Here is a 13,846-nt window from a genome sequence, read left to right as displayed (position 1 = left end):
TCTCAAATGCAAACTCTGACTCAAAAGCTCCAAAAAGAAATAAAGAAATTACACTCAAACCAAGGTAGAAAAAAATCGCAATTCTATATTATTGAAGGGCTTAGGTGTTGCCAAGAAGCATTAGTTAGGCTCGATAAAACCCAAATTGCAGCACTTATATTGACCAGAGAAAGTGATAATGAAAGCTACGATATAGAGCAAAAATTTATCGTTTCTGAAAAAGAGTTTACTGAGCTTTCTCAAACACATAACTCCCAGGGAATCATGCTACTTGCATATAAACCAGAGGTTAAGGATCTAAAATTTAATGATGATTTTTTATTAGTCTTAGATCGTATCCAAGATCCTGGCAATATGGGGACAATATTACGCACTGCTATTGCTGTTGGGCTAACCGAAGTTGCTCTTATAAATGGTACTGTAGATCCCTTTAATCCTAAAGCAATACGCGCTGGCATGGGCGCTCAATTTAGTTTAACTTTCGGCTACTTTGAAAGTTTAAAAGAACTTTGTAATCATCCACAAATAAAACAACGTCAAATATGGCTAACAACTCCACATGAGGGAATATCATGTTATGACCAAAGTTTTAAGCTTAATAATAGTATTTTAGTTTTTGGTGAAGAAGCTAATGGAATAGTAGATTTCTCACTTGGACAAAAAACTATGATTCCAACACTTAGTAATATAGAATCATTAAATGTGGCTCAAGCTGCTACGATATATTTGTTTGAGAGCTTAAGGCAGAAATTAATAATTTCGTGATACTATTTTAAAAAATTTTAAAGAAAATTAGTTAACAATATCCTTATCTGCTACGGCTAGGTGTAAATAATGAAGATGCTTATCATATTGATTAATAATATCAGCTATAACCTGCTCTTTTGAGTAACCCATAATGTCATAATACTGACCACCATGGCTTAGAAAAACTTCCACTCTAGTATATTTATCAATATCATCATCTCTATAACTAGGGGAGTCATAAACTCTAAGCATAACTGTATATACAAAATTATCTGAATTTATCTTAGAAATTACCAAATGAATTTGCTCTTTTCCTAAGTCTACTTTTGTATCTAACCCAGTTTGTTGCATTTTATTAGCTACTTCTAGTATAGCTGGTTTTACAATTTCTTTTAGAAACTCTCGGGCTTGGTTTTTTGTTGGTTTGTTAACTATAGCTGCTAACCTGTCTTGCCAAGATGTATTTGCCTTAACATACTGAACAACTGTTGAGTGAGTTTCGATACTCTTTATACGTAAAAAATCTAACCTTAAACTCTTTATAAGAGATATACACATAAAAAAAAGTATAAATAATAATGGAAAAGCACTGATTATAGTTGCAGCTTGCAGTGCTTGCAAACCTCCTGCTAAGAGTAAAGATATAGCTAGCAAACCACTTAGTATGGACCAAGAAACACGGTGAGCTGTAATTGATTCTTTAGCATTACCTGTTGCTAGTATATCTATCACTAAAGAGCCACTATCTGCTGAAGTTACAAAAAATGTTATAACCAAAAATACAGCTAAAATAGACGCAAAAGTAGAAAATGGAAAAAATCTTAAAAACTCAAATAAAGCTACAGGAATATTATTTTGAGAAGCATTTATTAGCTCTGAGCCTGCCCCACTCATAACTATATTAATAGCTGAATTACCGAAAATAGTCATCCATAAAAATGTAAAACCAACCGGAATAAATAAAACGCCTACGACAAATTCTCTAATAGTTCTACCTTTTGAAACTTTAGCAATAAATATCCCAACAAACGGCGACCAAGCTATCCACCAACCCCAATAAAATAAAGTCCAACTTTTTAACCAAGTCTGATTGTTTTTATTGTAAGCATATAAATTAAAAGTTTTATTAACAATAGTGCTTAAGTAATAACCTATGTTTTGGAAATAATCTTTTATAAGGTCTGTAGTGTGGCCAAAAAACAATACAAAAGCTAGTAACGCTAATGCTAAGATAATATTAAAATTACTAAGAAGTTTGATTCCTTTATCTAGCCCTAAGGCTACTGAAACTGTAGCTAGAAAAACAATAAATATTATGTAGATAATCTGCATGTTTACATTATCTGGAAGTCCCACTAAAAAACTCATTCCGGCACTAACTTGCATAGCACCAAAGCCTAAGGATGTAGCAACTCCAAAAAGTGTACCTAGTATAGCAAATACATCTACAGCATGGCCTATAGGGCCATAAATATGCTTGCCTAATATTGGGTATAGTATAGACCTAGGCAATAATGGCAAGTCATGACGATATGCAAAGTAGGCCAATGATAACCCAACTATAGCATAGACAGACCAAGCCTCTACTCCCCAGTGAAAGAAAGTAATATTCATAGCTTCTTGTGCTAAATAAAATTGGTCTAGTGACTGATCAGGTGGAGCTAGATAGTGTTGCAAAGGTTCTGCAACACCGTAAAACATAAGTCCAATACCCATACCCGCAGCAAAAAGCATAGCAAACCAAGAAATATTACCGTATTGAGGTAAGTCATGTTCTTGACCTAATTTTATATCCCCAAATCTGCTAAACATTAGAAATATGCATAAACAAACAAATATACTCATCCCTAGTATATATAGCCACCCTAGGTTACTTAAAATTAAATTTTGTACTACTCCCATATATTTTGAGAATACAGTTGGGGCAAATATACCCATTAAGGAAAAGGTTATTGCTAAAATAATAGCAGGATAAAATACTGGCGCATATGCGCCTTTATTACGTTCTATCATTTTTTTAGTTTTTTATATTAAGGGTACTTATTAACTTAACATAATAAAAACTAATAATCAAAGTGGTTAAAAATAGTAACTAGGTTTTGGTTTAACTATTATTCCCTTGTGGATTCTAACTCTTCTAAAGCCTTAAACCATTGTAACTCTGTTTCCTCTAATAGCTCTTTTAGGTTTACATGCTCTATAAGAGTTTCCTGTAATTTTTCTTTATTACCATATAAATTTTGGTTTTGTAATTGTTTCTCTATAACTAGATTTTGTTGTTGTAGCTTATCTAAACTTTTTTCTAATTTTTTAACTTTGTCTTGGAGAGGTTTAACCTGTTTTCTTTTATCTGCTGAAAACTTACAATTTTCCTTTTTAACATCTACACTTTGGGATTTTGCGGAGACATTATTCTCAAGCTTTTTAATTTCTAAAATATACTTGTAATAATCATGCATATCACCGTCAAAAACTTTAACTTCACCCTGCCCAACCAGCATATACTCATCAACCGTAGACTCTAACAAAAACCTATCATGCGAGACAAGAATAATAGCTCCTTGGAAGCTTTGCAACGCTACTGTCAAAGCTTCACGTACGCCAATATCTAAATGGTTTGTAGGTTCATCAAGTAGCAAAAAGTTTGGTTCTTGATAGACTATCATCGCCAAAGCTAACCTTGCTTTTTCACCACCAGAAAAACTGTCTACTTTAGCTAAAGCTTTATCTCCCGTAAAGTTAAAACTCCCCAGAAATGTTCTAAGTTTTTCTTGGGTAGCTTTCGTATCTAGCCTTTGCATATGTAACAAAGGACTAGCTTGCATATCTAACATATCCAAAGAATGCTGTGAAAAATAGCCTACTCTAAGGTTTGGATGCTTTTCAATCTTACCTGAAAGTATATCTATTTCACCAATTAGAGATTTAATCAGTGTTGATTTACCAGCACCATTTAGACCCAAAAGCCCTATACGCATTTCATTATAAATAACCAAATTTATATTATTTAAAACCTTATTTTGAAAGTATCCCAAATCTGCATTTTGTAAACTGACAAGTGTGCCATTTAAACGCTCTTTTGGTTGCTTAAACTCAAAACTAAATTCTGACTCAGTTTTTACAGCTTCTATGCGTTGGATTTTATCAAGCATTTTGACTCGGCTTTGAGCTTGCTTGGCTTTTGAAGCTTTAGCCTTAAAGCGATTAATAAAACTCTCTAAGTGCTCTATATGCTTTTGTTGTTTTTCAAATTGCTTTTGTTGAAGTACTTTTTGTTCATACGATTGTTTTTCAAAAGATGAATAATTACCAGTATATGCAACTATCTTTTTTTCATCTATGTGAAAAACCTGCTTAACAACATTGTCTAAAAAAATCCTATCATGCGAAATAAGCAACAAAGAACCTTTATATTCTTGCAAATATTGCTCTAACCATAAAACTGCATCTAAGTCTAAATGGTTTGTAGGTTCATCAAGTAGCAAAATATCTGACTCTTGTAAAAGTGCTTGAGCAAGGTTTAACCTTATCTGCCAACCACCAGATAGCTCTTTTACTTTTTGTTCTAATTGACTAATACTAAACCCTAAGCCTGCTAAAAGCTTACTAGCTTGAGACTCTATAGAATAGCCTCCTAACGATTCATATTCCTCATGGCACGTAGAATACTCAACAAAATCTTCTTTATCTAAAGCTTCTGCCATCTTATGTTTTAAAGATCTTAGAGATTCAACACCATTAATCACATAGTCTATAACTGTAGCTTCAAAATCATCAACTTCCTGTTTAACAGTAACTATACGCGTATTTTTAGCTAGCTCTATATCACCTTTATCAGGTGAAATATTTGCTTGTATCAAGTTGAAAAGTGTAGTTTTACCGGTACCATTCTTACCAACTAAACCTATTTTTTGATTTTGGAAAATAGAAAAGTTAATATCATTAAATAACTCTTTTATCTCAACTTGATAAGATACATTTTTAAAAAAAATCATTTATTTGTACTTTTTATATTTATTAGAAACAATTATATATAGTTAATCCCTTATAAAAAAGTCACGCTGGATTAATTTTAGTATCTCACTGTAGGCAATGTTTTTATTGATATTTTAAACTAAAAAAGACGATATAAAAACTGCTTACTTTACTGTACTATTTATAAATAAAAAATAAATAAAAAGTTTAATAAAAAAGTATGTTAGAGATAGTAACTATCTTATATGATGATTTTGAAACCTTAGATGTATTTGGTCCAATTGAGGTCTTAGGAAGCTTCAAAGGCGATTTTGGACCAAACTATTATTCAATTAATGGTGGTATAGTCACTAGTAGTCAAGCAGTAGAAATAAACACTAAAGATTTCTCTAAGATAACTTCTAAAAATTATATTTTATTTATACCGGGTGGTATGGGTACTCGTCAGCTAATTCATAATAAAAAGTTGATAGCTGAACTTACTAGGCTAGCAAATAATGCTAAATATATTTTTACGGTCTGTACTGGTTCTTCTTTATTTTCCCAAACAAAGTTACTTGATGGTAAAAAAGCCACCTCAAATAAGAAAGCTCTAAACTGGACAAAATCTATAGCTGCTGATGTTATATGGATAGATAAGGCAAGATGGGTTAAAGACGGTAATATCTATACAAGCTCAGGAGTTAGTGCAGGCATAGATATGAGTTTGGGATTTGTTGCAGATTTACTAGGTTATGAGGCAGCAAAACAAAAAAGTATAGAAATAGAATATAACTGGTATGAAGACTCTAGCATAGATCCTTTTGCAGGTATTTATAAATAAAAAACCATGAGTAGGGTAAGAAAAATTATACATATTGATATGGATTATTTCTTCGCTCAAGTAGAAGAAAAAGCAAATCCAAACTTAAAAGATAAGCCTTTTGCTGTTGGTGGCACAAATCCCAAACGTGGTGTAATATCAACTTGCAACTATATCGCACGTAAATACGGTGTACATTCAGCTATGCCGACGTCTATAGCTATGCAAAAATGTCCTAACCTTATACTTTTAAATACAGATTTCGCAAAATATAAAGCAGCTTCCGCTACTATTAGAAAAATATTTTATTCTTTTACAGATAAAGTTGAGCCATTATCTCTTGATGAAGCGTATCTTGATGTTACAGATGTTGTAGAATATAAAAATAGTGCCACTCTAATTGCTCAAGCAATAAAAAAACAAATATTTGAAAAAACTGGCTTAACTGGCTCTGCTGGAATAGCCCCAAATAAACTTTTAGCAAAAATAGCTAGTGATATTAATAAGCCAAATGGTCTATATGTAATAACGCCAGAACAAGTTGACGATTTTATAAAAGACTTACCTGTTAAGAAACTTTTCGGAGTTGGTAAAGTATCTCAAGAAAAGCTAAAAAGCATGAACGTTGAGACTTGCTCACAGTTACAGCAACTTAGCTTAAACATACTTACAGAAAAATTTGGTAAATTTGGTAGTAGTCTATATAACTATGCTAGAGGTATTGATAATCGTATAGTTAACACTATTCGTATCCGTAAATCCATAAGTGTTGAAAATACTTATCAAAATGATTTAAACACACTAGATGAATGCTTAGAGAAATTACCTGGTTTATATAAAAAATTAACTAGTCGTATATCTAATGCATACTACCGTCGCATAATTGGTGTATTTATAAAATTTACCGATACTCAATTTAATAAAAGAAGTATGGCGAGAATCTCTAAGATTATAGATAAAAAACTTTTTTTAGACCTAATAATAGAATTATATAAAAAGCAAAAAAACCCTATCCGTCTAATAGGAATTGGTATTAGACTCGGTGAAATTGATGATAAGCAGATGGATTTATTTTGAAAAGCTCAATTATATAATGCTTTTGGTTGGTATAAAAACTAAACAACTACTAAGCCAATCTATCTGTCGCAATATGGTAATCTTCATCTTCTAAAATGTTTAATTCCACTAGATCACCCGCTTTACCTAGTAAAATTTTACATTCTTGATTTAAATGGCGTAAGTGTAATTTTTTACCAAGCTTAGTATATTCATCAGCAACCCACTGAATAGTATCTATAGCAGACTGGTCAGCTACACGTGAGTATTTAAAGTCGATTATTACTTTTTCTGGGTCTTTAGCAAATTTAAATAAACCTTTAAAACCAGTTGTAGAACTAAAGAACAAAGGCCCGTGAACAATGTATTCCTTCTCACCATTTTCATTAGTTTTCTCTTCTGCCCAAATATTCTTAGCTGTTTCCCATGAAAACACTAATGAAGCTATAATGATACCAATCACAACTGCTATTGCTAAATCAAACATTACTGTAGTAATTGTCACGACTATAATCAACAGCACATCTTTTTTAGGCACACGACGCATCATTTTAAAAGATGCCCATTCAAAAGTTTCTATCACAACCATCATCATCACACCAATTAATGCTGCTAAAGGTATTATTTTGATCAAGGGCATAGCCAATAAGATAAATATAAGTAAAAATACCCCTGCTGTGATTCCTGATAAACGCCCTCGCCCACCAGAAGATATATTGATCATACTTTGACCAATCATAGCACAACCACCCATACCCTTAAAAAAGCTAGATACGATATTTCCAACCCCTTGAGCGATACATTCTTTATTACCTCTACCACGGGTTTGCGTACGCTCATCGATAAAAACTAAAGTCATCAAAGATTCTGATAAACCGATAATAGCTAATATAAAAGCATACGGCACAATGATTTTAAATGTCTCTAAAGATAAAGGAATATGAGGAATACTAAAGCTATGTGATATACTTCCCCCACTCATTGCCATTAGACTACCTACTGTTGGCATACTAACACCTGCTGGCATTGGTATAAATATCACAATTAATGTAACTACTATAATAGCTGTAAGTGCTGAAGGCAAAAGTTTTGTAAAACGAGGTAAGTAATGAGTAATCGCCATAGCTAAAAGTACTAAACTAACCATAATCCAAAGACTAATTCCACTAATCCATACAGAAGGCTCAACTCCTGGCGGTGAAATTTTGAATGATTCAATTTGTGATAGAAAGATCACTATTGCTAAACCATTAACAAAACCTATCATCACAGATTTAGGCATCATACGTATAAACTTACCCAAACCTAAAACCCCTATTACAACCTCTATAACACCAGTAAGTAAAACTGTTGCCATTAGATAACTCAAACCAGTTACAGGATCGCCCGGAAATAGTAACATGATAGATACCATAACAACGGCCATAGAACCAGTAGCTCCAGATATCATACCAGGACGACCGCCTATAATAGCTGTTATTAGACACATAAAGAAAGCTCCCCACAGTCCTACTGTTGGATTAACTCCTGCTACTAAAGAAAAAGCTACTGCTTCTGGAACTAAAGCTAAAGCTACGGTTAAACCAGATAAAAAATCCACTCTATAACTGCCACCAAATGGCATCAAAAAATTAGTAATACCTTGTTTCATTTCTATTTATTACCTCAAAATATTTTAAAATTTAAAAGCTTGCTTTTACGTATAATTATATACTGATTACGGATACAAACTTAATGAATAAGAAAATTAGAACTAAGGTGGAGTGATAAGTTTCATTATAATTGAATCTATTAATTTTAATAATTTGATAGTAAATAATAATAACAAAAAAATACCTAGTATAAAACCCTAAATCCAATCAACCCACTCTTTTGCAATAAATACTACCTCTAACAAAACATACAAGTTAAACTAACCATATATAGTTCAAGGAGTTTTTAATATGCCTGTTATGTCTGATAGTCTAGGTGAGGTTTTTGTAAAAGATGGAGCATTATATGGAGCTCAAACCCAAAGAGCTATAGATAATTTTAAAATTAGCAATCTAGAAATGCCTAAAGATTTTATAAATGCTATCTTATATATAAAAGAAGCTGCTGCTATAGTTAACTATAACTCAAACAAGCTACCTTTTGAAAAGTCTCAAGCAATACAAAAATCCTGCCAAGAGCTAAGAAGTGATGATTATTGTGATCAATTTCCTTTAGATATATTCCAAACAGGCTCAGGCACTAGTACTAATATGAATGTTAATGAAGTCATTTCTGGATTTGCAAAAGAAAAGTTTGGAATAACTTTAGACCCAAATGATGATGTCAATATGAGCCAAAGCAGTAATGATGTAATTCCTTCAGCTATAACAGTATCTTCACTTTTATTAGTCAAAAAAAACTTAATACCCAAGCTAGAAAAGCTTATCAAGGTATGTAAAACTAAAGAAAAAGAATTAAAAGGATATGTTAAAACTGGTAGAACTCATCTAATGGATGCAATGCCCATAGATTTCTCTCAAGAAATATCGGGCTGGAGATTTCAGTTTGAAGAAAATTTGCAAAGAATACAAAACTGTATTCCTAGATTTTGTAGATTAGCTCAAGGCGGGACAGCTGTTGGTACAGGAATTAACACACCAAAACATTTTGCTAAAGAAATAGCAAAGGTCATTTCTGAAATTACAGGTGTTAGCTTTGAACCCAGTCAAAATTATTTTGCTTTAATGAGTGGTCAAGAAAACAGCTTAGAGCTTTCTTCATGCTTAAAAAGTACTGCCTCAACGCTTATGAAAGTTTCAAATGACCTAAGGATAATGAATAGTGGTCCACTCTCTGGATTCAATGAAATAGAACTACAAACTCTACAACCTGGAAGTAGCATAATGCCAGGCAAAGTAAACCCAGTAATACCAGAAGCTGTATGCATGGCTTGTGCTCAGGTTATTGGTAATGATACTTGTATTACAATTGGTGCTCAAAGTGGGTTATTTCAATTAAATGTTATGTTGCCTGTTATAGCTTACAATTTACTTCAAAGTATATCTTTAATAGCAAATTCAGCAGAACACTTAGCTGAAAAAGCTATAGCTACTTTTAAAGTTAGAGAAGACAACATACAAAAAACCCTCTCCAGAAACCCTATACTAGCTACGGCTCTTAATGAGCATATTGGATATAAAAAAGCCGCTGAAATAGCTAAAAAAGCTTATAAAGAAAATAAATCTATACTAGAAGTTGCTTTAACTGAAACAGATATAAAAGAGACAGAATTAAAAGAAATATTAGATCCTAATAAGCTTACTTGTAAAAGTCTAGACTAATTCATACCTGTATAAGTACTTGTGTTTTAAATACATTGTTTAATCAAGTTGTACTAGCTCAATTTTAACGTTACAATCCATGGAGTGATTCCCTATGATGTTTCAAAGCGTCACTTCGAGTAAATGTAAGATTGCACACTTCACATACATATGGCCGCTCTCCTGTATGTTTTCGTTTATGTTTAGTTAAATCACCTAGTCGAGTAGCGTAATAATCACATCCTTTAAAGTCACACTCATATTTCTTTTTTGTATGTCTTCGCTTATGTCTAATTAAATCACTTGATCGAATAGTATAATAATCGCAGCCTTCAAAGTCACACTCATATTTCTCCCCTGTATGTGTCCGCATATGTATCTTTAGTTCAGTTGAGGTACTAAAGCTTGTACCACAATCCTCAGAGTTACACACATATGGTCTTTCTCCTGTATGTTTTCGTTTATGTTTAGTTAAATCACTTGGTCGAATAGTATAATAATCACAGCCTTTAAAGTCACACTCGTATTTCTCCCCTGTATGTGTCCGCATATGTATCTTTAGTTCATTTGAGGTACTAAAGCTTGTACCACAATCCTCAGAGTTACATACATATAGTCTTGCTCCTGTATGTGCTCGCATATGAACATTTAAAATCGATGGATAGGGAAAACTTCTACCGCAGCCTGGAAAAGCACCATCATGTAGCTCGCTTGTGTGGGCTTGATTCTGCTGACTAAGGTCTATTCTGATTTTCTGTTCTAGAGTATAAGGTGATAAATCATAACCCTTCCTTTTTTGACCTACTACATTGTAAGAAGATTGCTTTGATAAGTTTTCAACAGGTGAGCTAAGTTTTTGAGGTTTATTAACCTTTAAACTACTTTGTTGTATTTTATTCACATTGGGCACACTAACATTATTTTCTACTAGCTGGCCCGCAAAATAATGATCGCCAGTATAACCTAATGTGATTGTATGGTTACCGTTACCAATAGTTTGCATATTGTTACCACCTTGATACACTGAGATGATTCTGATAGTCAACTCAGGGTAAGATAATGAAAGTAGTTGTGGAGATAAATCACCAGCAGAATTATTCCAATTACCCATCTGAATCAGTCTATTCCTAATATTAGCTAAGTTACCTGCATTATATCCAGAATTCCTTAAAGCTTGCTGAAAAGCGTAACTATCAAAAACTCGTACTAAATCATATCGCATTGCTTGGATTATTACTTCATCACCACCTCTATTGGTAGGTAATAAATGAACACAATTATTATCTCTTGCTGCTCTTAATACTGCTCTATAGAAACAATTTCCATCAGATTTTACATCTTTACAATTAATTATTTCATACCACTGGTTATCAGGTGGTTTTCTTGGTATCTTAGAAGGTGATTCATATTGTAAAGCTTTAATTAGTAAGTCAATTACTTCCTTGCTAAGGTTTATATTAGATCGGTCTGAAAAAACTTGAGTTTGTTTAAATTTATAAAATTTATCTATTTCTGGTAAAATATCTTTACTAAATTTAAGCTTATTTTCCCCATTAAACTTACTTCTTACAATCCTGCTTATAATTATAATTTTTGATATATAATTTGTGATGCTCTTTATCTTTTTCTTAAAATATGGACTACTTCTATTAATAATGTTTTTTGATAAAAGAAAATTTACTTCTCTAGTTATCAATAAATCTTTCTTAAGTTGCTTCACTATATTTAATAGATTTTGATTCTCGATCTTTACAGCCATTAGATGTAAACGCTCTATAAATTTAGTTAATTCATTAAAATCCTGTTTTTCCCAAAATGTTTTGAACAAATTATCAAAAATTTCCTTACCATTATTGTGATTATATTCTATTATTGTGAGACCACTTTTTGCTCTGGGGTTTTGAGAATATTTGTTTGGATTGTTAAACATAATTCCATAATATTCTAAAGCCTTATCTGTACTTTCAAGTTCAGTTTTATAATTATAGCAAAATACAGATAGAAGAACTCTCGCGTAACCATTAGCAAAAAATCCTGATTTTTTCCCTTCAAATTCTTGTTTCTCTTTATATACTGCATTACTTGAGTAAAGGTATGATATATGAACAAAATTTTGTTTAGGATATTTAGGCTTATTATTACCAGAATTGCCCCAATTATAGTAACAGTGTAACCCATGATCTATCGGAGTATCATAAACCAATACTGCTAAAATTAATTTAGTTACTTTACAAACTAATAATAATGCACCTCCATCGATATCAGGTAAAAATGGTCTTAATAGATTATCTTTTGGATTATCTATTAGATTAACTAACTCTTCAGGTTGTAATTGTTGTTTACAAGCATCTACACTCAACTTAGGAATTATATACTTATTGTCTCGAAGCAGTTGGTTTTTAGCTGCTATTGCTTTAGCTTCTTTTACTACAGTTGGTTTTATTTTACCAAACTTAAGATATCCATACTCTGTATAACCAAAGGCAATTTTAAAACCTGTGCTTTCATAAACTAAAGAAACTAGCTTCTCTGACCATGGTATAACGTAAATATCTGCTGCAATTGTATTTAAAAAATCTTTAAATCCTTCAGGAACATGTAAATTATATAACATTAGTAATATCCTCCAAATCAGTTATGATGCATTCTATTGACTTATAATTAATATGTTTATCAGTATGACATAAAAAATATTATATTATAACTAGTTTTAATATAATGTAATTATAACTCAATTTAAACATGCGGTAATTATGCTGCTTTTTTTGATAACACCTCGATTATATTGGCCCATTTTATTTAACAAAGCTCGTATCTACGCTAATTGATTTTCACCAGTTAGAGCCTTAATTATATTTAGTAGAAGCTTCACATTTATTACTAAATTTGGTTCATGAATCGTGTTTATTAGCGTTATCATGTATAATTAAATTTTTATTTCCAAAAACTCATAAACACAAATTCGACAAGGAAAACTATGGAACAAATAGTTGTATGTGCAATGTATAAGTTTGTCACTCTTGAAAATTACAAACAAATGCAGAAACCTATTTTAGATGTGATGGTAAAAAATAATGTCAAGGGAACCCTTTTGTTAGCAAATGAAGGAATAAATGGCACTGTAGCAGGAACACGCGAAGGAGTAACTGCTCTACTTGATTACTTAAAAACTGATAAACGCTTAGAAGATATCGACTATAAAGAGTCTTATCATGATAGGATGCCATTTTATCGCTCTAAAGTAAAACTCAAGAAAGAAATTGTAACTTTAGGAGTAAACGATATAGACCCTAATAAAGTCTGTGGAAAACACGTAAAACCTAAAGATTGGAATAAATTAATTTCTGATCCAGATGTAATGTTAGTGGATACTCGTAATGAATACGAAATTGAAATAGGAACTTTTAAAAATGCGATAAATCCTCATACGGATAATTTTAGAGAATTCCCAGAATATGTTGATAAAAGTTTAGACCCTAAAAAACACAAAAAAGTAGCTATGTTTTGCACCGGAGGTATTCGTTGCGAAAAATCTACGGCTCTTATGAAAGCCAAAGGTTTTGAAGAGGTTTACCATCTACAAGGTGGTATTCTAAAATATTTAGAAGAAGTACCTCAAGAAGAATCTCTATGGCAAGGTGAATGTTTTGTTTTTGACTCAAGAGTTGCAGTAAATCACAATCTTGAAAAAGGTAGTTATGACCAATGCTATGCTTGTCGCATGCCTATAACAGAAGAAGATAAAAAAAGGTCTGAGTATGAAAAAGGTATAAGCTGTCACCACTGTTATAATAAATTAACTGAAAAACAAAAATTACGCTTTATAGAGCGTCAAAAACAATCTCAGCTAGCAGCAGAACATGGTTTTTCTCATGTGGGAGACGAGGCTAAAAAATTAGCAGAATTAAATAAAGATAAAAAACTAAAAGCAAAAGAGAAGGCTCGTCAGCAAAGTAAATAAATTTATAGCTAC

9 protein-coding genes are annotated in these 13,846 nt (G+C 32.0%); 5 read left to right on the top strand and 4 right to left on the bottom strand.

Annotated elements, in window-relative coordinates; genetic code table 11:
* Positions 1 to 6: 6 nt before the first annotated feature.
* A complete protein-coding gene (locus FRA_RS03345; protein ID WP_035718864.1) occupies positions 7 to 765 on the top strand; it encodes a TrmH family RNA methyltransferase in 759 nt (252 codons plus the stop codon).
* 27 nt (positions 766 to 792) lie between these two features.
* Here the strand turns inward: FRA_RS03345 and FRA_RS03340 are convergent, their stop codons facing one another.
* Positions 793 to 2,757, bottom strand: a complete 1,965-nt coding sequence (locus FRA_RS03340; protein WP_035718869.1) for a BCCT family transporter — start codon at positions 2,755 to 2,757, stop codon at positions 793 to 795.
* 101 nt (positions 2,758 to 2,858) lie between these two features.
* Positions 2,859 to 4,742, bottom strand: a complete 1,884-nt coding sequence (locus tag FRA_RS03335) for an ABC-F family ATP-binding cassette domain-containing protein (RefSeq protein WP_035718862.1) — start codon at positions 4,740 to 4,742, stop codon at positions 2,859 to 2,861.
* A gap of 200 nt (positions 4,743 to 4,942) precedes the next feature.
* Between FRA_RS03335 and FRA_RS03330 the strand changes: the two genes are divergently transcribed.
* Together FRA_RS03330 and dinB are read left to right on the top strand one after the other, a co-directional pair.
* Complete coding sequence (locus FRA_RS03330) at positions 4,943 to 5,545, top strand: DJ-1/PfpI family protein (RefSeq protein WP_035718859.1); 603 nt, start codon at positions 4,943 to 4,945, stop codon at positions 5,543 to 5,545.
* A gap of 6 nt (positions 5,546 to 5,551) precedes the next feature.
* Positions 5,552 to 6,601, top strand: a complete 1,050-nt coding sequence (dinB, locus tag FRA_RS03325) for a DNA polymerase IV (RefSeq protein WP_035718857.1) — start codon at positions 5,552 to 5,554, stop codon at positions 6,599 to 6,601.
* Positions 6,602 to 6,650: 49 nt separating this feature from the next.
* Here dinB and FRA_RS03320 read toward each other — a convergent pair whose 3' ends face one another.
* On the bottom strand, positions 6,651 to 8,231 hold the full coding sequence (locus FRA_RS03320; protein WP_081835912.1) for a SulP family inorganic anion transporter: 1,581 nt from the start codon (positions 8,229 to 8,231) through the stop codon (positions 6,651 to 6,653).
* 292 nt (positions 8,232 to 8,523) lie between these two features.
* Between FRA_RS03320 and FRA_RS03315 the strand changes: the two genes are divergently transcribed.
* Positions 8,524 to 9,894, top strand: coding sequence for a class II fumarate hydratase (locus FRA_RS03315; protein ID WP_035718856.1), 1,371 nt, complete (start codon positions 8,524 to 8,526; stop codon positions 9,892 to 9,894).
* Positions 9,895 to 9,964: 70 nt separating this feature from the next.
* Here FRA_RS03315 and FRA_RS03310 read toward each other — a convergent pair whose 3' ends face one another.
* On the bottom strand, positions 9,965 to 12,487 hold the full coding sequence (locus FRA_RS03310; protein ID WP_035718855.1) for a C2H2-type zinc finger protein: 2,523 nt from the start codon (positions 12,485 to 12,487) through the stop codon (positions 9,965 to 9,967).
* 363 nt (positions 12,488 to 12,850) lie between these two features.
* On the opposite strand from FRA_RS03310, the gene trhO reads away from it, so the two are divergent.
* On the top strand, positions 12,851 to 13,834 hold the full coding sequence (trhO, locus tag FRA_RS03305) for an oxygen-dependent tRNA uridine(34) hydroxylase TrhO (protein WP_035718853.1): 984 nt from the start codon (positions 12,851 to 12,853) through the stop codon (positions 13,832 to 13,834).
* The last annotated feature ends 12 nt before the right edge of the window (positions 13,835 to 13,846 follow it).

The sequence above is a fragment of the Allofrancisella heilbronnii genome, from assembly GCF_000710735.2.
Classification (GTDB): Bacteria; Pseudomonadota; Gammaproteobacteria; order Francisellales; family Francisellaceae; genus Francisella; species Francisella frigidaquae.
The sequence above is the reverse complement of the archived record's forward strand: the minus strand, read 5'-3'. Positions and strand labels throughout refer to the sequence as shown.

Bases quoted from the DNA above. Each gene is read 5' to 3' on its own strand.
- FRA_RS03345 (WP_035718864.1), top strand. From the start codon at position 7: ATGCAAACTCTGACTCAAAAGCTCCAAAAAGAAATAAAGAAATTACAC.
- FRA_RS03335 (WP_035718862.1), bottom strand. From the start codon at position 4,742: ATGATTTTTTTTAAAAATGTATCTTATCAAGTTGAGATAAAAGAGTTA.
- FRA_RS03330 (WP_035718859.1), top strand. From the start codon at position 4,943: ATGTTAGAGATAGTAACTATCTTATATGATGATTTTGAAACCTTAGAT.
- dinB (WP_035718857.1), top strand. From the start codon at position 5,552: ATGAGTAGGGTAAGAAAAATTATACATATTGATATGGATTATTTCTTC.
- FRA_RS03320 (WP_081835912.1), bottom strand. From the start codon at position 8,231: ATGAAACAAGGTATTACTAATTTTTTGATGCCATTTGGTGGCAGTTAT.
- FRA_RS03315 (WP_035718856.1), top strand. From the start codon at position 8,524: ATGCCTGTTATGTCTGATAGTCTAGGTGAGGTTTTTGTAAAAGATGGA.
- FRA_RS03310 (WP_035718855.1), bottom strand. From the start codon at position 12,487: ATGTTATATAATTTACATGTTCCTGAAGGATTTAAAGATTTTTTAAAT.
- trhO (WP_035718853.1), top strand. From the start codon at position 12,851: ATGGAACAAATAGTTGTATGTGCAATGTATAAGTTTGTCACTCTTGAA.